Here is a 22,274-nt window from a genome sequence, read left to right on the forward strand (position 1 = left end):
CGAGAGTCCCGCCGAGCACGCGCTCAGGATGGTCGGGCATCACTACCGGATGCCCGACTTCTACGAGGTCGGCCGCGAGAAGATTCGTGAGTACGCACGCTCGGTGCAGGACGGCCACGCCGTGCACTACGACGAGCAGGCAGCCAAGGATCTCGGGTACGACGGGCTGATCGCGCCTCTGACTTTCGTGTCGATCGTCGGTGTCATGGCGCAGAAGGCCATGTTCGACACGGTGATCAAGGGCTACGACGTCAGCCAGATCATGCAGGCCGATCAGCGGCTCGAGTTCCACCACCCGATTCGCACCGGCGACCACCTGATGGTCGACGTGTACCTCGAATCGTTCCGCCAGATGGGCGGCAGCGACATCTTCATCACCAAGAACATCATCTCGAACGCATCCGGCGAGGCAGTCGTGTCGTCCTGGACCACCCTGGTTGCTCGCACCGGGGGAGCGTCGGACGTCTCCTACATGGACACGGTCAAGGGAGTGATGATGCATGAGCTGTAAGAAGCTGTCCGACGTGTCCGTCGGTGACGACCTTCCCGACCGGACGTACGAACTCACCCGCGGCGACCTCGTGAACTACGCCGGGGTGTCCGGGGACCCCAACCCGATCCACTGGAGCGATCCCGTCGCCAAGACGTTGGCCGGATTGCCCACGGTCGTTGCCCACGGAATGCTGACCATGGGTCTCGGCGCCGGCTACGTCACGTCGTGGCTGGGCGATCCCGGTGCCGTCGCGGAGTACAACGTGCGATTCACCAGCCCGGTTCTCGTTCCCGAAACCTCGCCCGCGCAGGTCGAGTTCACCGGCAAGGTGAAGTCCCTGGACGCCGAGGCGAAGCAGGCCACCATTGCGATCATCGCGAAGTTCGAAGGCAAGAAGATCTTCGGACGGGCCACGGCCACCGTCAACCTCGCCTGACGATTTCATTCGTCACTGAGGGGTGCAGTACACTGAGATTTCTGGGGTTGCTCAGCGCTGCGCGCTGCCTGTAAGGAGGCGCGGAGGGTGTGTGATCCCGGAACGGCAGAGCTTCGGCACTGCCGGAGGGGCGTAGCTCAATTGGTAGAGCAACGGTCTCCAAAACCGTAGGTTGCAGGTTCAAGTCCTGTCGCCCCTGCCCTGGCACTCCCTGTGCGAGTGCACCCTGTGACGAGAGGAAGTTTCGGTGAGCGTGCGCGACGGCAGCTCCGACGGATCGGTCGATCCTGAGGGCACCGAGTCATCCACCGACGCTTCCGACGTCGCCAAACCCACGGGCAAGCGTCCGCGCCGCCGGCCTGCTGCCGCCGAGGCAGAGACCGCAGGCAAGTCGGTCGCCACCGCCAGCCGTGTCGAGAATCGGACACGCAAGGAAGCCGCCCCGAAGCAGAACATCTTCAAGCGCCTGCGGAAGTTCTTCCGCGAGGTCGTGGCAGAACTGCGCAAGGTCATCTGGCCGAACCGCAAGCAGATGGTCACCTACACGATCGTGGTGGTCGTGTTCGTGACGTTCATGGTCGCCTACATCAGTGGGCTCGACCTGGCGTTCATCAAGGGCGTGACCTGGCTGTTCGGCTAGTCCGAACGTAGGTTCGCCATCCACCACCGAAACGAGCAAGGAAGCGAGTGCACCTCACGTGAGCGCACCCCACAACGATTCCGTCGAGATCGCCGCAGTCGACGCGGACATCGAGGCCACCAAGCAGGGCCTCGAAGCGGAGAAGGCTGCTCAGGACCGCGAGATCGACGAGGCGATCGCCGAAGATGTCGCCGCCGCAACCGGTGCCGAGTCCGACCAGGCCGACTCCGACGTGAGCGTCGACGAGACGCCCATCGATGCCGAGCCCGCCGATCCCGTCGCCGAGATGAAGGCTGCGCTTCACCGTGCGCCCGGTGACTGGTACGTCATCCACAGCTACGCCGGATACGAGAACAAGGTCAAGGCCAACCTCGAGACCCGCGTTCAGAACCTCGACGTCGGTGACTACATCTTCCAGGTGGAAGTACCCACCGAAGAGGTCACCGAGATCAAGAACGGTCAGCGCAAGCAGGTCAACCGCAAGGTTCTGCCCGGCTACATCCTCGTTCGCATGGAGCTCAACGACGAGTCGTGGGGCGCGGTGCGCAACACACCCGGCGTCACCGGCTTCGTGGGCGCCACCTCGCGCCCGTCGCCGCTGACCATCAACGAGGTCGTCAAGTTTCTCCTCCCGCAGGAAGAGAAGAAGAAGGTCACCGCCGGTGGCGGCGCCGCAGAGGTGTCGTCCGACGGCACGTCGAAGCCGACCATCGAGGTCGACTTCGAGGTCGGCGAGTCGGTCACCGTCATGGACGGCCCGTTCGCGACCCTGCCCGCCAGCATCAGCGAGGTCAACGCCGAGTCGCAGAAGCTCAAGGTGCTGGTCTCGATCTTCGGCCGCGAAACACCGGTCGAGCTGAACTTCACGCAGGTCGCGAAGATCTAAATCCCCACAACGAAACAAGGAAAGACAGATGCCCCCCAAGAAGAAGAAGCTAGCCGGGATCATCAAGCTTCAGATCCAGGCCGGCGCCGCAAACCCGGCACCGCCCGTGGGCCCCGCCCTCGGTCAGCACGGCGTCAACATCATGGAGTTCTGCAAGCAGTACAACGCTGCGACCGAGTCGCAGCGCGGCAACGTCGTGCCGGTGGAGATCTCGGTCTACGAAGACCGCTCCTTCGACTTCAAGCTGAAGACTCCTCCCGCTGCGAAGCTGCTGCTCAAGGCAGCCGGCGTCGCCAAGGGTTCGGGTGAGCCGCACAAGACCAAGGTCGCCAAGGTGACGATGGACCAGGTGCGCGACATCGCCAAGACCAAGCAGGAAGACCTCAACGCGAACGACATCGACCAGGCCGCGAAGATCATCGCCGGTACTGCACGGTCGATGGGCATCACCGTCGAGGGCTAGAACAACACAGCAGCTGTGGGAGGGCCGGCCAGGCCTGTCAACCACAACCTTCACGAACCAACGAACGGAATTTTCAATGGCAAAGCGCAGCAAGGCCTACGAGGCCGCAGCAGCAAAGATCGACAAGGACGAGCTGTACTCGCCGCTCGCCGCAGCGAAGCTCGCGAAGGACACCGCGTCGAGCAAGTTCGACCCCACCGTCGAGGTCGCAGTCCGTCTGGGCGTCGACCCCCGCAAGGCAGATCAGATGGTGCGCGGCACCGTCAACCTCCCCCACGGAACCGGTAAGACCGCACGCGTGATCGTGTTCGCCGCCGGCGCCAAGGCCGACGAAGCGACCGCCGCCGGAGCCGACGCCGTGGGCGCCGAGGACCTGATCGAGCGGATCCAGGGTGGGTGGCTCGACTTCGACGCCGCCATCGCGACTCCCGACCAGATGGCCAAGGTCGGCCGTATCGCCCGCGTCCTCGGACCGCGTGGCCTGATGCCGAACCCGAAGACGGGCACGGTCACCACCGACGTGACCAAGGCTGTCAGCGACATCAAGGGCGGAAAGATCAACTTCCGCGTCGACAAGCAGGCCAACCTGCACTTCGTGATCGGCAAGGCGTCGTTCGACGACACCAAGCTGGTCGAGAACTACGGCGCCGCGCTGGACGAGATCCTGCGCGCGAAGCCGTCGTCGGCGAAGGGCCGCTACGTCAAGAAGGTCACGGTCTCGACCACCACCGGACCGGGCATCCCGGTGGACCCGAACCGTACCCGCAACCTCCTCGAGGATGCAGAAGCGTAAGTAGTTCTGCACAAAAAGGCCGGCACCCGTGAGGGTGCCGGCCTTTTGTGCGCCCGACCCACCGCAACCCGGACCCACCGCGTTCTACACGGACCTCGCATGCGCGGGCACCTCGTAGTAGTCACCCCACTGGGTGGCGAGGAAGTCGAGCAGCCCCCGCAGGCCGGTATGTGCGGGTTCCGTTGTCCGCCAGGCGACGTGGCCATCCGGTCGTACGAGAACCGCCCCGTCCGTTCCCACTTCGTAGAGGTCCACTGCGGAATCGTCCGAGATCTCGACCGCCGTCACGCCGGGGGCGGGAACGGAAGCACCGGAAACGGCTGCCGACCACTGACCTCCGGAACCAGATGGCCCACCGAAGGTGAACAGCGACAGCCGGTTCGGGTCCAGTGCGTCGTGCGCGGCCACCGATCGACCGTCGACGCTCAGCATGGCGTGCGGGAGGCGAGCACCGGGGTAGGTGGTGGGGAAATAGTCGACCACGTCCTCCGACGGTTTGGCGGCGTGATCGTGCGCCACGAGTGGACTGTCGTAGAGGTAACCGAACTGCAGACCTGTCGACACGAAGTGCTCGACCTGATCGGGGATGGCTTCGGCGATGTCCGCTCGCAACTTCGTCGAGCCGGGTGCGTCACGGTTCAACCGCTGCGACCGCTTCGTCTGCCCACGCGTCGCGGCCGTCGCGATCGGCGCAGCCACGGCGCCGGGGACCCAGCTCAGCGGCCTACGCGCCATCGCCCTCGTAGCCTTGGCGAGCATCGCGTTGGTGATCCCCACCCGCTTGCCGATCTCGTCCAACTTGAAGTGGTTGGCCACACTTTGATCCGCGAATTTCTCGACTGCTGGCCGACGTTCGGTGTCGTAGGTGTCGAGCAGCGCCGGTGACGCGGCGCCGGAGAGGACGGCATCGAGTTTCCACGCCAGGTTGTGTGCGTCCTGCACCCCGGAGTTGAGGCCGAAGCCGCCGGTGTGCGGGAAGCGATGGGCGGCGTCTCCGAGCAAAAGGAGACGGTCGTCGCGGAACCGGTCGGCGAGCTGCGACGTCATGACCCAGGTACCGGTGGATTCGAGCTCGAAGTCTTTCTCACCCAACACGGTCGGCAGCGTGCGGAGCCAGAACCGCCGGCTGTCGCTCGCGATCTCCTGCGCAGGATGCAGATACGCGGTCATCAGGATGTAGCGATGGTCGGCGTGTGCGATCAGCACGCCGCACAGCTCGGGCGTGTAGATCCATGAGAGAAGAGGTCGAGCGTCGTCGGGGAAGAGCGTCTTCGACGTGAAGAACGCGCTACCCATGTTCGCGAGTACCGGACCGGTCATGGTGATGCCGGCGGCATCGCGGATGGCGCTGTTGGCGCCGTCGCACGCCAGTAGGTACCGAGCGCCGAGCTGATCGCGTATCGCCCGAGAAGGGTCGACGTCGACTCCACGTCGGAAGTCGACCAGAGGTTCGGCCTCGAGTGCCTGCCACAGTGTCGGCATCAGGATGTGCTGCCCGATGTGCGAGACCATGAACGGGCTCTGGCTCTCGACGACGGCTTTGCGTTCGGGGTCCGACAGTAGATCGATGGACCCGATCGCTCGATCGTCCAGGTCGCCGTACCAGCTGATCAGGTTCACCGTCTCGTGCGGCGGCGACAGCGCAGCGATCGACGTCGCGAGCTCGGGGCTGTAGCTGGTCCAGATTTCGAGGCTGCGGGCGTTGATCACGTGTGCGGCCGGGTGGAACAGGGGCGACTCGCGGCGCTCGTGCACGGTGGTGGCAATACCTCTGCGCGCCAACAGAAGTGCCGCGGTGGCGCCGGCCGGTCCGGCTCCGACGACGGCGACGGGTGCACTCATCGAACCACCGTTTCCTGGGTCCCCAGGTCGATGGATCCGTCTGCGGTGCGGATGCTCGCGGTGACGACATCGTCGACGGACAGGTACTTCGGGTTCTTCGCCTGTCGACCGAAGAAGAACTTCCACTTCAGAGACGGGGGAATCAACTCACCGAGCTTCTGCACGATCTTCGGTGGCGCCGAGATGGCCGTGCCGATCGGAGTTCCGGTCAGCAGTACGTCCCCTGCAGTCATGTATTGGAAGGCCGCGAGCCTGGTGAGTGCGTCGGCGGGCGGGGTGATGAGGTCGTCGCCGATGGTCTGGTCCTGCCGGGTGTCGCCGTTGACCGCCAGCGTCATGTGCAGATCGGGAATGCGGCGCAGTTCGTCGGCGTCGAGCAGTACCAGTCGAGGGCCGAGCGGAGTGAACGTCGGGTACGACTTGCTCTCGTACACTTGCACTTTGGTCAGCTGTACCTCGCGGGCCGACACGTCGTTGGCTACCACGACACCCGCGACGTACTGGTGCAGGTTCTCCTGCGTGACCGTCGTTCCGATCTCGATGTCCGCGCCCACGACGATTCCCAACTCGATCTCGTAGTCGAGTAGAGCGACATGTGCCGGCTGCCTGATCGGGTCCAGCGGACCGCTGATCGACGCGGAGGATTTCCGAAAGAACGTCGGCTGCAGTGTGTCCGGGTCTGCTCCGGTGTCGAGCGCGTGCGATCGGTAGTTGAGCAGCTGGGCCACGACTCGGCACGGTGCCGTGACCGGCGAGACGAGTTCGAGCTCGCCGACGTCGACCCCGTCGCCGTCGGCGGCCGAGATTGCGGCACGGTCGGCGAGCAACTCCTTGGTGGTCGACGCCGCCGTGTCGATACGTACCGCTGTGTCGCCGTCGAGACGCCACCAGGCGTCGACCGTTCGAATCACGCTGACAGACATCGAAATTCCCCCTACAAGGTTTTGGGTGTGATGGTCTTCTTGTTCGCGATCACCGGGTGACCCGGCCGCGTCCCAGCCTCACGTCGCCGAAGTTCCTCGTGGGGGACGCCGTTGCGCAGCTGACTCAGCAGGTATTCCGGGTCGATGTTCACACCGATCGGATTGCGGGCGAACTCGTCGGTGAAGAAGAAGGCCGACGTGTGTTCGGGATCGAAGTTCTCGACCTGGAACTCGAGCCTGATGCCGTCCGGATCCTCGTAGTACAGAGAGATGGTCGGACCGTGATTGATGGACCAGACGGGCTCGATGCCGAGGCGCTTCAACCGAACGTAGTTCTCCAGCAACCGTTCCAGAGACACGAACGTCAGTGCGATGTGGTCGATCCCGTACGCCTTCCGCTTGAGCTTGGCGAACGGGAACACGAACCTGACCGGTTTCGGAACCGCAATGAGAGCAAGGCGGTGCGACTCGTCGTCCCAGGTGAGGAACGTGATGCCCTCGTCCTGATACGCGATCGTCGCGCCGAAGACCGTGGAGTACCACCGGACCATCTCGTCGGTGCGGGCCGTCTTGACCACCCAGTGCGCAATGTAGTCGGGTGCAACGGACGTCGTCATGAAAAACCTCCTGTCAGCGACTCTGCCGGACTCCTACGGTAGCCATTTTTGACTGACAGTCAAGAAATTGATCGACGGTCAGTCGGGTCAACTACTGTCGAGGGCGATGGCCACGAACAAGCCCGCCGGCTCCCCGTCGACACGACGCGCGTCGGCCCCGCGCCGCGACCGCAGACAGGCGCTGATCGACGCGGCAATCGAACTGATCGCAGAGGGTGCCGACGCCGACATCAGCGCGGCCGCCATCTCACGTCGCGCCGGCGTCGCACACGGTCTGCTCTTCTACTACTTCACCGACAAGAAGGGACTGGTCGGCGCCGCCTTGGCGGACATCTTGGGCACGCTCGCCGAGCACCAGGGTCCGCGACCGCACGAAGAAAGCCGGCGGGCTCGACTGGAAGGTTTCGTGCGCCGCCACGTCGAGTTCTTGGAGAACTACCGCGTCGCCTACAGCCGATTCGCGCGTGAGGGAGTGCTGGGCGACCCCGAGGTCGCCGACGCGCTGAACGACGCGCGCGCGAAGGGCGCGCTGCAGGTTGCGCGGCTGGCCGAGGTCGAGGAACCGCTCGGCACGGTCATGACCGCGGCAGTGAAGGGATGGGTGGGATTCCTCGACCGGACGGCCGACGAGTACTTCGACGACCCGGATTTCGAGATGGACCAGCTCGTGGCGCTGGCCGTCGACACGCTCCTCGCTGTCGTCGAGGCTGCTCGCCGTCTGAGCTGAACAGGAAGACCAGAGTGCGCCCGCTACTCGGAACCTACGATGCGCATTCTGCGTTATTCGCGGCGACTTGCTTGTGCAATCGGCGCGCCTCTGGTCAACTCGTTCGCAGGGTGCGCGACCATCGCAGCCTGTTGGGATTACCCCGTGGCGTTTCGCGATCCGAACGCTGTCATCAGGACGACATTCGATTCACGCCGACACCAGGAGTCCCTCGTGACCAGCATCAGTCCAGCCGACAATCGCTCGTCCACCGGCGACGAACTCCGTGAGATCGCGGAGAAGGTCCTCTGGCTTTCGACGTCGATGATTCACCACGCCAACCGGATTCGGCCCAATGCATCGGGTCTCAAGGTAGGTGGGCACCAAGCGTCGTGTGCCTCGATGGTCACCATCATGACCTCGCTGTGGTTCGAGCAGTTGCAGCCCGGAGACCGGGTGTCGGTCAAGCCGCACGCGTCTCCGGTGCTGCACGCGATCAACTACCTGCTCGGCGACCTCGACGAGAAGTATCTGACGACGCTGCGCGCGTACGGCGGCCTGCAGTCCTACCCGTCGCGCGCCAAGGACCCCGACACCGTCGACTACTCGACCGGCTCCGTCGGTATCGGTGCGACAGCTCCCATCTGGGGCGCCATGGCGCGCCGTTTCGTCGAGCGTGAAGCAACCGGGTCGCCCGGCACCTTCTCGGGCCGTCAGTACTCACTCGTCGGTGACGCGGAACTCGACGAGGGCGCGGTGTGGGAAGCCATCATCGATCCGGGTATCGCCGAACTCGGAGAAATCGTGTGGATCGTCGACCTGAACCGGCAGTCACTCGACCGGGTCGTGCCCAATATTGCCGCAGGCCGCCTCGAGAAGATGTTCGACGCCGCGGGTTGGCAGGTTCTCACGGTCAAGTTCGGGCGGTTGCTCGAAGAGCTGTTCGCGAAGGAGGGTGGCGACGCGGCACGTCGGCGGATCCTGGACATGCCGAACCCGGAATACCAACGGCTGCTTCGGTGCTCGGCGGACGAGCTGCGCACGAGACTGCCCGGAGACGGACCGGAGGCGGCCACGATCGCCGATCTGATCGCCGATCTGAGCGATACCGTCCTCACCGAAACCATCCGCAACCTCGGCGGGCACGACCTCGATGCGTTGCGAGAGGCGTACTCGCGGATCGACGACACTCGACCGACGGTGATCATCGCGTACACCGTCAAGGGCTTCGGACTACCCACCCAGGGTCATCCGCAGAACCATTCGTCGTTGCTGACGGTCGAGGAGTACGCCACTCTCGCTCGGACGCTCGGCATCGATCCGGACGCGCCGTGGGCGACGTTCGACGACGCGAGCACCGCGGGTCGGTTGTGCACGGCCACCGCGGAACGTCTTCGGCGTGAACCGGTGTCGCCGGCCGAGCCTCCCGCGGTGCCCACCGACATCGGTCGAACACCGAAGGGGACGGCCACGACCCAGGCAGCCTTGGGGCGAGTCCTGATCGACCTGACACGCGAGGCGCCGGACGCCGCGAAGAGAGTCGTCACCGTCAGCCCGGACGTCAGCTCGAGCACCAACCTGGGCAGTTGGGTGAACAAGGTCGGTGTGTGGTCCTCGTCCGAACGTCACGACTGGTTCGAGGACGACGCCGAAACCATCATGCACTGGCGCGAGAGCCCCACCGGTCAACACATGGAACTCGGTATCGCCGAGACCAATCTCGTCGGGTTGATGGGGGAGCTCGGCGCGACATGGAGTCGCTGGGGACAGCCGCTGTTCCCGATCGGGGTGATGTACGACCCGTTCGTCGAACGAGCGTTGGAACCGTGGTCCTACGGCATCTACGCGGGCGGTCAGTCCATCCTGGTGGGCACCCCGTCCGGAGTCACGTTGGCTGCGGAAGGCGGTGCGCACCAATCGATCAAGACTCCGTCCATCGGGTTGGAACAGCCCGGGTGCATCTCCTACGAGCCGGCCTTCGCGATCGACGTCGAATGGACTCTCTTGGCGAGCATCGGGCGGCTCGGGCGACCGGATGGCACATCCGCGTACCTTCGGCTCTCGACGCGGCCGGTCGATCAGACCTTGGCCGACGTCCCGACCGACCCCGCAGCGCGTGAACGTCGCCGGCGTCAGGTCGTGGCCGGCGGCTATCCCCTGGTGCGGCGCGACCGCGCCGCCGTCACCATCGCGGCGATGGGAGCCGTGATCCCGGAGGCGCTGGCGGCGGCGCAGCGGTTGGAGCAGGTCGGCGTCGTCGCGGACGTCCTGTGCATCACCAGTCCGGGCCAGCTCTACCGCGCGGTGCAAGCGCGGCAGGGTCACGGCGGCGGCGAATCGTGGATTCTCGATCAGCTGTTGCCCGCGGACCGGGCGACTCCGATGGTGACCGTGCTCGACGGCCACCCGCACACGCTGGCCTTCCTGGCCACCGTCAACCGGGTTGCGTCGACGTCGTTGGGTGTCAGCAACTTCGGGCAGGTGGGATCCCTCGACGAGGTGTACAAGCACCACCACATCGACACCGACTCGATCGTCGGCGCCGCCCTGGACGTCACCGGGCACTGACGAATCAGATCGCGCGAGCACCCTCGGCAAAGTTCTTCACGAATGCGGCGGTGATTCTGTCCAGCAACGCATTCGGGAGATCGTGGCCCATTCCGTCGATCAGGATCAGTTCGGATCCCGCCACCGCGCGGGCGATCGCCTTGCCGCCGGCCGGTCGGACGAGCGGGTCGGAGGTGCCGTGCACCACCACCGTCGGCGCGGTGATGCGCTTGGTCCAACGGGCGAGACTGCCGGTACCCGTGATGGCGGCGAGCTGCCGAATCAGGCCCTGCGGGTAGTAGTTTCGGTCGTAGGCCGCGGCGGCGTCGGCGAGCCGTTCCTCCCGCGTCGACGCGTACTTCTTGCTCCCGATGGTCGCGAAGGTGGCTGCCGACCGCTCGATGATCTGCTGTCGTGACGCGTTCTTGGGCGCAGGCTTGAACAGGGGGAGCAGGGCCTTGACATCCGGCGGAGGAAGGAACTTCTGGTTCGTGCTGGAGAACAGAATCGACACGGACAGAACACGATTCGGATAGGCGCCCGCGAAGACCTGCGTGATCATCCCGCCCATGGACGCGCCCACCACGTGCACCTTGTCGATCCCGAGGTGGTCGATCAGCCCGACGGTGTCCATCGCCATGTCCTCGATGGTGTACGGAACCGAGCTCGACATCCCCAGCTCGTGCCGTACCAGCCGCAGGAGGGGGTTACCGGTCACCCGGGCGCCCTCGATCTTGGAGGAGAGCCCGATGTCTCGGTTGTCGAAGCGGATGACGCGGTAGCCGGCGTCGACGAGGCGTTCGCAGAACTCGAGCGACCAGGTGATCAGTTGGCACCCCAGTCCCATGATCAGCAGGACGGGTGGGTCGTTCTCGTCGCCCATGTCCTCGTAGGCGATCTTCAGGCCATTGGCGTCGGCGATGCCGCGGGTGGTGTTCACGTTCCTATGACTACCAGCCCGGCTCGCCGAGCAGCGGAAGGGTCAGGAAACACGGAGTCTGCGGATCGAGGATCACGTCCTGTGCCCGCCACCGTGTGCGCAGGAGATCCGGGAGGATCGGCACGAAGCGTGGTGCGTCCGCGGCGTAGACGTCGACTCGAAGCCGGTGACCCACCTCGATGACGGCCTCGGTGGAGAGCAGGTCGATGTCGAGAGTCGTCGGCTCTCCGGGAACGACGGGCAACAGTGCGGCGCGCGTCAGTGGGTGGTGCGCGATCAGGTAGTCACCGTTCGGAGCGAACGTACTCAGGTCGTCGTCGACGGCCCGGCGCGACGCGAGTAACGCACCGTTGGTGAGAACGGTGGAGGTTCCGTCGGGGGCGACGTCGCACAGATTGACAGCCCACATGGCTTCTCGTGCGTGCGCGACGGTCACGAGATGGAGATTGGCGGCACCGGAGAACACCACCGCCGACGTCGCAGCGGGCGTGGTGAACGTGAGCCCGTCACGTTCGGCGAAGCGGGCGTCGTAGGTGAATCCGCCGCCCAACGCGGCCGGAACGCCGGCCAGTACCTGCGTCGTATCTCGCGAGACGACGGTGCGCGCGCCGGGCCGAACCGCAACAACCGTCCGCGCAACGGAATCGGTACTGCGGAGCGATCCGTCGTACGAGGCGTGGCGAGCAGTCCCGGACGATTCTCCGGACAGGTACAACCGCTGCGGAACAGCGTGCGGCGCGGGGAAGTCGCCGTGCGCTTTCCACGATCCGCCCTGTTGGCGCAGGGTCACCGGCCCGTATTTCTCTATTCCGTTGTGAATCCCACGCAACCACCGGTCGAACCAGGCGCGTTCGAGGACGTCGAGCCGAGGAGGGAAACCCGGTTCTCCGAAACCGATGCCGGGGTTGCCGTGGTACCCGTCGCCGATCAGCAGCTGCTTGCGGCCCCGAGGTAGCCGCAGCCGGTTGTAGATGTCGGGCGCCGCGCCGCCGAAGATGTCGTGCCAGCAGCCGTACACGAAGGTCGGGACGTCGATGTTCTCGATGGGCGCGTCGATGGTCGCGTAGTACGGGTCGTCGTAGATGCGCGGGTCGGCGCCGAAGAGGAAGCCTGCCGCCAGGTCGACCAACGACGTTGCGGGAGAACGTAACCGAGACGTGAGCCACCCGGCCAAGCCGGTTCCCAGGCCCGCCGACGGCACCCACTTCAATGCGTTGACCGTCGTCAACCAGAGTGGAATGAACAACGACGGTGCGCCACCCGTTGCGAAGATCTCGCGCACGATGTCGTCGGAACCTTCGACTGCGAAGACGGCGTCGAGACCGTCCGGTCCTGCAGCGGCCGCCTGCAGAGAATTGATGGCGGAGTACGAGATTCCGGCCATGCCGACGTGCCCGTCGCACCACGATCTCTCGCGTAACCACGAGATGATCTCGAGGGTGTCCTGCTGTTCTCGTGCGCCCAGGACGTCCCACACTCCCGTCGACGATCCGGTTCCACGGGCGTCGGCGATCACCTGCACGTACCCGCTGCGCACCAGAAGCCGATTGACCGACAGCAGATCGGCCGCGCCGCCGCTGACGACGCGGGTGAGCTCGGTGATCCCGTCGAAGGGAGTTCCCGACAGATCGAACCGGGCCGACACCCGGCGGATCAGCGGCCCGACGACCGGCGCCGACAGGATGTTGTCGACGCTCTTGATCAGCAACTTGTTGTAGGGCGTGATGTTGAGGATGGTCGGGAACCGACCCGATGCGGGGACGCCGGATTCGTCGGCCGGCCGGATGACGTACGCGCGGATGGTGGTTCCGTCACTCATCGTGATCGGCACGTCGCGGGTGATCGAGACGCCGTCGTACTCCGGTGGGGCGTCGACCAGTTCGCGCCAGGCGTCGGCAGCGGACCCGCCGGAGGGATCGCGGGGGAACGTGCGGAAGGTCCGGACCGGCACGCCGCCGATGCGTCCCGGCCGCGCCCGCTCCGGAACGACCCGTTCGGGGCTGACCAGGGGCCGAACGGGTTGCAACGTCATCCCCCGATTGAACAGCTGCGGAGTCGATATCACTGCATTCGCTCGAAAATTCTGTCGAACGTGTCGAGCTGAATGGTCGAACAATGGTGGGTTCTCACAGCCGGTGGAGCTCGATTTCTCGGCGAACGCCCAAGACTCGAAGTTCGTCGGATAGCCTCGAAACCTGTAAATCCCCCAATTCTCAACGTCGGAGACACGATGGAACGGCTCCAGTCGATCGAGGAGACCCGGTCGGGACGCCACCGCCGGGGCTCGTTCGCGCGCGGTGTCGCCACGTTGTCCGACTGGTTCCATCAGCCGTTCGACTACATGTGGATCCTCACCTACCAGTCCACGCGATCTCTGCACCGTGTGATCAAGTCGGTGATCGGCGCCGGCGTCCTTCTGTACATGGTGGCGTCGATCACGATGCTGCTCAGCCCGCAGGGGCCGACCGGGGTCGTGGCCACCACCTGGGTGCTGTTGGTGCTGGTGCTGCAATTCGCGGTGGCCTGGTTCTGGTTCTTCGGTCCGCTGCCGGGGCGCTGGGGACTGATCGCCTTCGGACTGTTCGCCGACCTGGGCCTGGCATCGGTACTCGCGACGTATCAACCCCTCGCCGCCGTGACGGGATGTGCGCTGTTCGCCATCTCGGGGGCCTACTTCACCTACTTCGTGAGCCCGCGGTGGCTGGTGGCCCACTTGGTTTTCTCGATCACGTTCATCGATGCGATGGCCGTGCGCGCGTACACCTCACAGGCCTACGACTTCGCGACGATCGTGGCCGGCTCGGTGGTCATTCTCGGCGCCGTCGCCGGCGTGCCCCTCTTCGCGCATCTCGCCTGGACGATCATCACCCGCGATGCCCGACGCGCCGCCCTCGATCCGCTCACCGGGCTCTACAACCGCCGAGGCTGGGACAGTGCGCTCGAAGAGCTCTGGTCGCGTGGCTTCGACAAGCGCCACACGCTGGCGGTCTTCCTCATCGACATCGACAAGTTCAAGCGCGTCAACGATCAGTTCGGCCACGACGTGGGAGATTCCGTGATTCGGCTGCTCTCGCGTCGCCTGGAAACACTGTTCGGCGATTACGGCATCATCGCGCGCACCGGCGGCGAGGAATTCCTCGCCGCGGTCACCGGCGACATCAGTCTCGTCGAGGGGTTGATCGAGCGCATCGGCGACGCTCTGTACAACGGCTCCGATCAGGTTCCGGTCACCGCCAGTGTCGGTGTTGCCGTGCTCGACGCCGAATCGGACCTGTGGGACGTCGGGGTGTCGATCGTCGTGCGGGCGGGTCGCATAGCCGATTCGATGATGTATCGCGCCAAGGATGCCGGCGGGGATCGAGTGCTCACCGCCGCCCTCTAGCTGACCTGCGGAACCTCAGCCGTGGCCACGACGTCACCCCGAGCGGTGCGAATCTCCAACCCGATCACCTCCGACCGCCCGACCGCCGCGTTCATCCGGCAATCGACCGGGACCGGCGTGCCGAGAAATGTTCCCGACGCCATGGTGAGCCCGGAGGCCTCGCGCAGGTACACGCCGTACACCTCGTCGGTGCGGACCCCGGATACTTCCAGGACGGTCTCGGTACCCCACGTGTGCGCCACGAGCCCTCCGTCGACCGTCAGGCCCGCCTCGGATTCGTCGAAGTCGACCTGCTCGTATGCGCCCAGCGTTCCTGGCGGTCCGGTGACGGGAGCGTTTCGCACTGCCTGAATTCCGAGCACACCGGCAACCCCGGCGAGGATGCCCACTGCGGCAGCAGCCGCAATCACGGGAAGACGTCGGCCAGTTCGCCGGCCGACCACCTGGCGTCTCATGGAACCGTCCGCGGGCGGTTCGATCCAGGTCGGTAACGACGAGACCCGTCCGACGACGTCGCGCAGCTGCTCGATCTCGTCGTCCACGGTCGGATCGACCGCAGCCAAGGCACGCAACTCGTGCAACTCCGCGTCATCGAGATCGTCACCGACTGCCGCGGCGATCAGTTCCGCTCGTCGGTCATCCGTGTTGCTCATCGTTCCTCCTGCCCGTCGAGATGACTGCGCAGGGCGCGCAGTGCATAGAAGGCGCGCGTGCGAAGGGTGGAGACAGGAATGCCGGTCGACGCCGACAGCTCGGCGTACGACGAGCCGATCACGTGCACGGCCACCACCACCTGGCGGTGCTCGGGGCTGAGCACTGCCAGCGCCTCGACCACCCTCAGACGCTCGACGGTCTGCGCCGTCGAATCCTGTTCGATCGCGTCGGCGTCGTCGTAGCGTCCGGCCGTGATCGACGGCATGCGCGCAACCGACCTGAGTACGTCGGTGATGACGTTGCGCTCGATCGCGAACAGCCACGTCAGGAGCTGACCCTTGGCGCTGTCGAAGGTGTGGCGCGCTCGCCAGGCACGTAGAAATGTTTCCTGCACACACTCTTCGGCGAGAGCGCGATCACGCAGTGCGTTCACAGCGAACCCCAACATCGACGACGCGTGGGCGTCGTACGCACGCGTCAGATCGAAGTGTTCCGAGCCGACAGTGCGAGCCACCGTTCTCACAGTATCGATGGTGTCCGTCATGTAAGAGGACTACGTCCACCGAGCGCAGAACGTTCACCCGAAAAAGATTATTCGGACATTGAACGCAAGACGGACAGCACACGTAGTCCTCTGTATGAGCGCCCGTGCTCATGCTGACAGGAGGTCCGACCATGTCGACACGACGAACAGCCATGACCGTTGCGCTCGGAGCATCGCTGACAATGCTCGGGGCGGGGATTGCCTCGGCCGAGACGCCGGTTACCGAACCGGCCACGTTCACGAGCGCATTCACCGCGATGGCAACACCGGATCAGGTACTGAACGCCGACGGTGTGCCGACGCCCGGACAGCCCGGTGCAACGGGGTCCTTCACGTTCCGCATCAACAGCGACCAGGACATCATCTGCTACGACATCAGCCTGAACGGTGTGAGCGGTGACTACATGAGTCCCGCGAAGACGGCGACCCACATCCACCAGGCGGCGATCGGGGCGGCAGGACCGCCGCGCATCGCGTTCCCCAACCCCACCCCCGTCGGCGACGGACCCCGTACGAGCAACGGGTGCTTGCAAGGACCGTTCACAACCGGGGTCGTGACCAACGGCGCAGACACGGGCACCGGCTTCTCGTTGGCGGCACTCGAGGCGAACGGCGCCGGCTTCGCGGCAGATTCCCACACCACCCAGTTCGTCGCGGGCGCGGTCCGTGGTCAGTTGACCCCGATCCCGGTCGGCGGCATCGCGACCGGCGGTGGCGGCTCGGCGACCGAGTCGAACTCCGGACCGGCTGTGGCCGCGGTCGGAATCGCCGCGCTTCTGGGTGCGGGTCTGATTGCGCGTCGTCGGACTATGGCGCAGTCCTGACCGTCCGACGAACGATTCTCTTCGCCGGTGTTCTGGCGGTGGTGGCGTGCACGTCACCACCGCCGGAGCCTGTCGTGTCCCGAACCGCCCCGACGTCGGCGTCCACCGGCGTTCCCGTTGTTCCCGGCGTCCTCATGCCACCGGTCCGTCTGGTGGCGACGGACATCGATCTCGACGAGCCCCTGGTCCAACTCGGACTGACCGACGGCGGCATGGAGGTCCCGTCCGACTACGGCGATGTCGGCTGGTTCGCCGGCGGAGGGCGACCGGGCGGGTTCGGGCCGACCGTTCTGGCCGGTCACGTCGACTCGACCAGCGGTCCGGCGGTATTCGATCGGTTGGACGAACTGGCCGAGGGCCACATCGTGACCGTTCTCTCGGAGGACGGCACTCGAGCCGATTATCGAATCTCTCGCACGACGGAATTCTCCAAGAGGGAATTTCCGACGACCCGAGTGTTCGGAGCGACGCCGGGCGACGAAATCAGATTGATCACCTGCTCGGGTGACTTCGATTCCGCGGTGGGGTCGTACGAGGAAAATCTGGTGGTCTTCGGTGTTCGCCTGTGAGCGGTGGCCAACATTTTTGGGTTCTTTTACTTACTCTTTATGTAGAGCGACAGAACCGACACGGGTGTCTGCGCTCATCGACGACTGAAAGGCACTGCTGACAATGTCGAAGTTCAAGATTTCCGGGGCCGTGGCACTCGCCGCATCGGCAGCAATGGTGTTCGGCGCAGGAACGGCGTCGGCCGAGACTACGGTCGCAGCCCCGGCCACGTTCACCAGCGCATTCACTTCCGTGGCGACGCCCAACCAGGTCCTGAACGCGCAAGGTGTTGCAACTCCCGGTCAGCCCGGAGCGCTGGGCTCGTTCACATACCGGATCAACAGCGATCTCGACATCATCTGCTACGACATCTTCTTGGCCGGCGTGACCGACGACTACATGAGCCCGGCCAAGACGGCGACCCACATCCACCAGGCCGCCGCCGGAGTGGCGGGTCCGCCGCGCATCGCCTTCCCGAACCCGACCGACATCGGCAATGGGCTGCGCCAGAGCAGCGGATGCCTGCAGGGACCGTTCACGACGGGCGTGGTGGCGAACGGTGCCGACACCGGTACCGACTTCGACCTGACCTCGATCGAAGCGAACCCGGCCGGGTTCGCCGCGGACACGCACACCACGGCGTTCACCGCCGGTGCGGTTCGCGGCCAGCTCACCCCGATCCCGTTCGTCGGCAAGGGCGGCTTCGGTTCGTCCTAGTTCGAGTGGTGGCCAGGGCCGTTTTGGCCCTGGCCACGTGCTCGGGTACAGTTTCGAGCGAATCAAGTTCTACCCAAGACCGTCGGTCACCGCGTCTGCACCTGGATGCGGTTGAAAGGTCCGAGACATCGGGCGGCCCACGCAGGAGAACGAGGTACGGACAGCACTGCTGATGCAATGCCTACGCGCCCCGTGTGCTTCTTGCGCCGGGGCGTTCTTTCGTTTTCGTCCCGTTCTCGATCGGCCATGACGTCTCACGAGAGGAGGCGAAGTATGGCAAAGGCAGAAAAGGTATCCGCAGTAGCGGAGATCACCGAGCAGTTCAACGGCTCCACCGCCGCCGTCATCACGGAATACCGTGGTTTGTCGGTCGGTCGGATCTCGGAGCTCCGTCGAGCACTCGGCACCGGAGCGACGTACTCCGTCGCCAAGAACACCCTGGTCAAGCGTGCTGCCGCAGATGCGGGCATCACCGGCCTGGACGACTTGTTCGTCGGTCCCACCGCCATCGCATTCATCAACGGCGAGCCGGTCGACGCAGCCAAGGCGATCAAGAACTTCGCCAAGGAGAACAAGGCGCTCATCATCAAGGGCGGCTACATGGACGGCAAGACGCTGTCCGTGGACGAGGTCAACAGGATCGCGGATCTCGAATCCCGCGAGATCCTGCTCGCCAAGCTGGCCGGCGCGATGAAGGGCAATCTGGCAAAGGCCGCAGGCCTGTTCAACGCCCCCGCTTCGCAGGTCGCCCGCTTGGTGGCTGCGTTGCAGGAGAAGAAGGCCGCAGAAGAAGGCGGAGCAGCTCCCGAGGCCGCACCGGCAGAAGAAGCCGCACCCGCAGAAGCTGCAGCCGAATAGCTGATCCGCAAGGACTGCATCTCACCAACATCCAGTCGCGTGATCAGTGACTAGGACTTACACGGAAGGACCTGCCACCATGGCAAAGCTCAGCACCGAAGAATTGCTCGACCAGTTCAAAGAACTCACCCTCCTCGAGCTCTCGGAGTTCGTGAAGGCGTTCGAGGAGACCTTCGAGGTCACCGCAGCGGCACCGGTCGCCGTTGCCGCCGCAGGCGGAGCAGCTGCTCCCGCCGAGGCCGCTGAAGAGCAGGACGAGTTCGACGTCGTCCTCGAAGGCGCCGGCGACAAGAAGATCCAGGTCATCAAGGTCGTCCGTGAGGTCGTCTCCGGCCTCGGACTCAAGGAAGCCAAGGACCTCGTCGAGAGTGCCCCCAAGGCAATCCTGGAGAAGGTCGACAAGGCCGCTGCCGACGCAGCCAAGGAGAAGCTCGAAGCTGCCGGCGCGAAGATCTCCATCAAGTGATCTAGCTCCACCCAGCATCACACAGCGGCCGCATCCCTCACGGGGTGCGGCCGCTGTGCTGTGTTCCGAGGGTACGAGCGCCTAGCGGTTGTGAAGGAAATGCCGCGCGTACCGCGGTAATTGCTTCACAACCCTCCGCCGGCGTTACCGCGGCGGCGACTGCGCAGCGTCCAGCGCTCCACAGAGGTTGAAGTAAGCGGGTTCCCGCCGCGGTTGTGAAGGAAATGCCGCGCGTACCACGGTAATTGCTTCACAACCGCCCGAGGTACACCCCTACGCCAGCGTGAACTCCCCACCGCGGTGGTAGGCCGCCAGCGCCGTATTGGTCTCGCGGATCGACGGCGGATGGAACGAGAAGGCTTGCACCACCGACTGCAGGTACGCGACCTCGGGGTCGGTGATGAACGCGATTCCGCCCAGCGCGGTCACGGCGGTGGTGGCCGCACGGGTGAGCGCACCTCGAAGTGCCGTGCGGCAGAACAACAGTCGCGCGGAGATGTCAGCGCCACGCTCGCCGGCGTCCATGGCCCGCGCGATCGCGTCGACGGCGCACATCGACGACTCGAGCTCCGCCGCCGCGGTCACGTAGGCGGCGTCGTCGATCTTCGGGTTGTCGATCATCTTCTCGAGCAGCGACGACGCGGCGCCGATGTACCCGGCCGACGCGAGGACGCCGAACCACAGCCAGCCGGTGAGTTCGTGCTGACCGTCCGGATCGTCGAGCGCGCCGATCATGGTCAGGGCGACGGGGATCTCCACGTCGTCGAGCACGACCTCCTCGCTCTCGGCGCCGGCGAGGATGGGGCTCGACCAGAACGGCCGCACCGACACCCCGGGCATCGTCGCCGGGATCAATGCGACCGCGCGACGGGTCTTGCCGCCCTTCTTTTCCGACGCCGCGACGCTGGCGGCTAGGAAATCCATCGACTTGGACAGGCTGCAGGGCTTCTTGCTCCCGCTGACGATGTAATCGCCGCCTTTGTAGACGGCGCTGACGGAGGGAACGAGCGTGCTGCCCTTGCCCTCTGCGAATCCCGACGCGATGATGCTGCGCTGCTCCACGAGCCCGGCGACGAGGGGCAGTTCCTCCTCGGGTCCGGCGAGTGCGATTTCGACGATGGTGGCGATCGAGAGGTGGTGCATGGTCGTCGCCGCTGCGAGCGAGGGGGACGCCGCACCGATGGCGCGTTGGACGGCAATGGCGTCGACTGCGCTGGCACCGATGCCGCCCAACTCCGTCGGGACGATCAGGCCCGTTCCACCGGCGTCGCGGAACGCGGCGATGGCGCCCGACCCCGGAGTCTCCATCTCGAGCAGCGGAGTCACTGCGAGGTAGTCGGCGAGGCTGGGCAGGAGTCGTCGCAGGGTCTCGTTCTCGTGAGCCATCACTCTCGAGGCGGTGGAGGGTGAGGTGGTGTGCGGCACGTCGATCTGCGGTGCGGTGAGAGTCATCAAGACCTTCCTCGAAGGTGACCGGCACTCGGAATTCGAGACGGTTTGCTCGATCGTCTCTCTCCGTCTTGCCGTGCCGGAGGCTTATTCGCGCGATCTGTGAACACGCACAACAGTGCCGCGGTAGGTATGGAGCGGTTTCCAGTCGCGGTGGCCGACTTCCGGTTGTACCAACGAGTAACGTTGATCTGCAACATGTCTCGGACTGTGCAGCCGAGCGCACTTCGAAGAAACTTACGTGGACACCACGGATACGTTGATAGGGTTGGGGAACCGCACATGAGCTCTCAGAAAATGCTGGACCGGATCAGGCACGACAAGCGCATCTGGGCGCACCGAGTGCTGACCAAGCACGATCAGAATCCCTTCTTCCGCGTGATGCGGTCGGTGAACGCACCGATCGTGGACGTGGAAGGTCAGCAGCGAATCATGTTGGGCTCGAACAACTACATGGGCCTCGCCGATCACCCGCTGGTGGTCGAGGGTGCTCGCACAGCGCTCGACAAGTACGGCGCCACCGTCACAGGCAGTCGTCTGCTGAACGGAACGATCGACCTGCACATGGAGCTCGAAGCCGAGCTGGCCGACTGGCACGGCACCGAGGCCGCCATCGTGTTCACCACGGGCTACCAGGCCAATCTCGGCGCCATCAGTGCCCTTGTCGGTGTGGGCGACACCGTCGTCGTCGACTCCGGCGCCCACGCGTCCATCTACGACGCATGCAGGTTGTCGCGGGCCAACATTCGCGCGTTCCGTCACAACCAGGTCGACAAGCTCGAAGAAAAGCTCTCGCGCTCCGAGGGTGCCATTCTGGTGGTGGTCGACGGCCTGTACTCCATGCACGGTGATCTGCCTCCGCTCGTCGAGATCGCCGCGCTGTGCGAGAAGTACGACGCCGCCCTGATGGTCGACGAGGCGCACAGCGTCGCGGTGATGGGTCCGCAGCTCACCGGCGTGGCGGAGATGTTCGGTATCGCCGACGACGTCGACGTACGGATGGGTTGCTTCTCCAAGGGTCTGGGATCGTCCGGCGGATTCGTCGCCGGCTCCACCGACATCGTGGACGCAATGCGTTGTCACGCACGCACATTCATGTTCACTACCGCAGGGGTCCCCGCTGCCCTCGGTGCGGCGCAGGCGGCCATCCGTCTCGCCCGCAGCAGCGAAGGGCAGGAGCGCTCGCGACGGGTACTCGGAAATGCCCGCTACCTGCACGACGGACTGGCGGCTGCCGGTGTCGACGTCGGCACCGAATCCAACACCCCACTTCCGGACGGTACCGAGATGATCTCTGCGATCGTGCCCGTCAACATTCGCGACGACCTCAAGGCCATGAACATCTGGAAAGAGGTGTACGACCAGGGAATCTTCGTGTCCTACGCGACATTCCCGGCGGTGGCGCAGGGTGCGGCCATGCTGCGGGTCTGCCTCCAGGCCGACCACACCACCGAACAACTCGACCGCACCATCGACGTCATCAGCAAGGTCATCGCCGGACACGGACTGCTGCGGCAGGCCGAACCGGTGTCGGTGTCGGTGTAG

At 65.1% G+C, this 22,274-nt stretch carries 23 protein-coding genes and 1 tRNA gene; 16 read left to right on the top strand and 8 right to left on the bottom strand.

From position 1 onward, the window contains the following. Positions 1 to 28: 28 nt before the first annotated feature. From hadA to rplA, 7 genes are all read left to right on the top strand, one after another. A complete protein-coding gene (gene hadA / locus IEW02_RS03945) occupies positions 29 to 511 on the top strand; it encodes a (3R)-hydroxyacyl-ACP dehydratase subunit HadA (RefSeq protein WP_188544000.1) in 483 nt (160 codons plus the stop codon). Next, complete coding sequence (gene hadB, locus IEW02_RS03950; RefSeq protein WP_188543352.1) at positions 501 to 929, top strand: (3R)-hydroxyacyl-ACP dehydratase subunit HadB; 429 nt, start codon at positions 501 to 503, stop codon at positions 927 to 929. Before hadA ends, hadB begins: the two co-directional genes overlap by 11 nt. 126 nt (positions 930 to 1,055) lie before the next feature. Further along, positions 1,056 to 1,128: transfer RNA gene (locus tag IEW02_RS03955), tRNA-Trp, on the top strand. Positions 1,129 to 1,176: 48 nt separating this feature from the next. Continuing rightward, positions 1,177 to 1,569, top strand: a complete 393-nt coding sequence (gene secE, locus IEW02_RS03960) for a preprotein translocase subunit SecE (RefSeq protein WP_188543353.1) — start codon at positions 1,177 to 1,179, stop codon at positions 1,567 to 1,569. Positions 1,570 to 1,627: 58 nt separating this feature from the next. Next, on the top strand, positions 1,628 to 2,455 hold the full coding sequence (gene nusG, locus IEW02_RS03965) for a transcription termination/antitermination protein NusG (protein ID WP_188543354.1): 828 nt from the start codon (positions 1,628 to 1,630) through the stop codon (positions 2,453 to 2,455). A 28-nt stretch (positions 2,456 to 2,483) separates the two neighbouring features. Further along, positions 2,484 to 2,918: a 50S ribosomal protein L11 gene (gene rplK / locus IEW02_RS03970; protein ID WP_188543355.1), complete on the top strand. Its 435-nt coding sequence runs from the start codon at positions 2,484 to 2,486 to the stop codon at positions 2,916 to 2,918. Positions 2,919 to 2,994: 76 nt separating this feature from the next. Further along, positions 2,995 to 3,711, top strand: a complete 717-nt coding sequence (gene rplA / locus IEW02_RS03975) for a 50S ribosomal protein L1 (protein WP_188543356.1) — start codon at positions 2,995 to 2,997, stop codon at positions 3,709 to 3,711. A gap of 84 nt (positions 3,712 to 3,795) precedes the next feature. Here rplA and IEW02_RS03980 read toward each other — a convergent pair whose 3' ends face one another. Genes IEW02_RS03980 through IEW02_RS03990 form a run of 3 tightly spaced genes read right to left on the bottom strand, consistent with a single transcriptional unit; the run spans position 3,796 to position 7,093 of the window. Further along, complete coding sequence (locus tag IEW02_RS03980; RefSeq protein WP_188543357.1) at positions 3,796 to 5,553, bottom strand: FAD-dependent monooxygenase; 1,758 nt, start codon at positions 5,551 to 5,553, stop codon at positions 3,796 to 3,798. Further along, positions 5,550 to 6,476 carry a fumarylacetoacetate hydrolase family protein gene (locus IEW02_RS03985; protein WP_188543358.1) on the bottom strand — a complete coding sequence of 309 codons (927 nt, stop codon included), beginning with the start codon at positions 6,474 to 6,476 and terminating at the stop codon, positions 5,550 to 5,552. Before IEW02_RS03985 ends, IEW02_RS03980 begins: the two co-directional genes overlap by 4 nt. Positions 6,477 to 6,487: 11 nt before the next feature. Beyond that, positions 6,488 to 7,093, bottom strand: a complete 606-nt coding sequence (locus tag IEW02_RS03990) for a VOC family protein (protein ID WP_188543359.1) — start codon at positions 7,091 to 7,093, stop codon at positions 6,488 to 6,490. 106 nt (positions 7,094 to 7,199) lie between these two features. Between IEW02_RS03990 and IEW02_RS03995 the strand changes: the two genes are divergently transcribed. Together IEW02_RS03995 and IEW02_RS04000 are read left to right on the top strand one after the other, a co-directional pair. Further along, a complete protein-coding gene (locus tag IEW02_RS03995; RefSeq protein WP_188543360.1) occupies positions 7,200 to 7,820 on the top strand; it encodes a TetR/AcrR family transcriptional regulator in 621 nt (206 codons plus the stop codon). A 222-nt stretch (positions 7,821 to 8,042) separates the two neighbouring features. Beyond that, entirely contained in the window at positions 8,043 to 10,367 is a 2,325-nt protein-coding gene (locus tag IEW02_RS04000) for a thiamine pyrophosphate-binding protein (protein WP_229745848.1), read from the top strand. Between the two features lie 4 nt (positions 10,368 to 10,371). On the opposite strand, the gene IEW02_RS04005 is transcribed toward IEW02_RS04000, so the two are convergent. Then, positions 10,372 to 11,229, bottom strand: a complete 858-nt coding sequence (locus tag IEW02_RS04005; RefSeq protein WP_188544002.1) for an alpha/beta fold hydrolase — start codon at positions 11,227 to 11,229, stop codon at positions 10,372 to 10,374. Positions 11,230 to 11,296: 67 nt separating this feature from the next. After that, entirely contained in the window at positions 11,297 to 13,318 is a 2,022-nt protein-coding gene (locus IEW02_RS04010; RefSeq protein ID WP_188543361.1) for a CocE/NonD family hydrolase, read from the bottom strand. 198 nt (positions 13,319 to 13,516) lie between these two features. On the opposite strand from IEW02_RS04010, the gene IEW02_RS04015 reads away from it, so the two are divergent. Continuing rightward, positions 13,517 to 14,668: a GGDEF domain-containing protein gene (locus IEW02_RS04015; RefSeq protein WP_188543362.1), complete on the top strand. Its 1,152-nt coding sequence runs from the start codon at positions 13,517 to 13,519 to the stop codon at positions 14,666 to 14,668. On the opposite strand, the gene IEW02_RS04020 is transcribed toward IEW02_RS04015, so the two are convergent. Then, positions 14,665 to 15,321 (bottom strand): hypothetical protein, encoded by a 657-nt coding sequence (locus IEW02_RS04020; protein ID WP_188543363.1) that lies wholly within the window; start codon positions 15,319 to 15,321, stop codon positions 14,665 to 14,667. The two genes, IEW02_RS04015 and IEW02_RS04020, sit on opposite strands and share 4 nt — an antisense overlap. Beyond that, a complete protein-coding gene (locus IEW02_RS04025) occupies positions 15,318 to 15,836 on the bottom strand; it encodes an RNA polymerase sigma factor (RefSeq protein ID WP_229745764.1) in 519 nt (172 codons plus the stop codon). Before IEW02_RS04025 ends, IEW02_RS04020 begins: the two co-directional genes overlap by 4 nt. 161 nt (positions 15,837 to 15,997) lie before the next feature. Here IEW02_RS04025 and IEW02_RS04030 point away from each other — a divergent pair, with 161 nt between their 5' ends. The 5 genes from IEW02_RS04030 (at position 15,998) to rplL (ending at position 19,280) form a co-directional block, all read left to right on the top strand. Beyond that, on the top strand, positions 15,998 to 16,690 hold the full coding sequence (locus tag IEW02_RS04030; protein WP_188543365.1) for a CHRD domain-containing protein: 693 nt from the start codon (positions 15,998 to 16,000) through the stop codon (positions 16,688 to 16,690). Between the two features lie 74 nt (positions 16,691 to 16,764). Further along, positions 16,765 to 17,259, top strand: coding sequence for a class F sortase (locus IEW02_RS04035; protein ID WP_229745765.1), 495 nt, complete (start codon positions 16,765 to 16,767; stop codon positions 17,257 to 17,259). Positions 17,260 to 17,362: 103 nt separating this feature from the next. Beyond that, on the top strand, positions 17,363 to 17,956 hold the full coding sequence (locus tag IEW02_RS04040) for a CHRD domain-containing protein (RefSeq protein WP_188543366.1): 594 nt from the start codon (positions 17,363 to 17,365) through the stop codon (positions 17,954 to 17,956). Positions 17,957 to 18,229: 273 nt separating this feature from the next. After that, positions 18,230 to 18,814, top strand: coding sequence for a 50S ribosomal protein L10 (rplJ, locus tag IEW02_RS04045; RefSeq protein WP_188543367.1), 585 nt, complete (start codon positions 18,230 to 18,232; stop codon positions 18,812 to 18,814). A gap of 79 nt (positions 18,815 to 18,893) precedes the next feature. Next, positions 18,894 to 19,280: a 50S ribosomal protein L7/L12 gene (rplL, locus tag IEW02_RS04050; RefSeq protein WP_188543368.1), complete on the top strand. Its 387-nt coding sequence runs from the start codon at positions 18,894 to 18,896 to the stop codon at positions 19,278 to 19,280. A gap of 273 nt (positions 19,281 to 19,553) precedes the next feature. Here the strand turns inward: rplL and IEW02_RS04055 are convergent, their stop codons facing one another. Further along, on the bottom strand, positions 19,554 to 20,732 hold the full coding sequence (locus IEW02_RS04055) for an acyl-CoA dehydrogenase family protein (protein ID WP_188543369.1): 1,179 nt from the start codon (positions 20,730 to 20,732) through the stop codon (positions 19,554 to 19,556). Between the two features lie 279 nt (positions 20,733 to 21,011). Between IEW02_RS04055 and IEW02_RS04060 the strand changes: the two genes are divergently transcribed. After that, positions 21,012 to 22,274, top strand: coding sequence for an aminotransferase class I/II-fold pyridoxal phosphate-dependent enzyme (locus IEW02_RS04060; RefSeq protein WP_188543370.1), 1,263 nt, complete (start codon positions 21,012 to 21,014; stop codon positions 22,272 to 22,274).

It is taken from the genome of Rhodococcoides trifolii, assembly GCF_014635345.1.
GTDB lineage: Bacteria > Actinomycetota > Actinomycetes > Mycobacteriales > Mycobacteriaceae > Rhodococcoides > Rhodococcoides trifolii.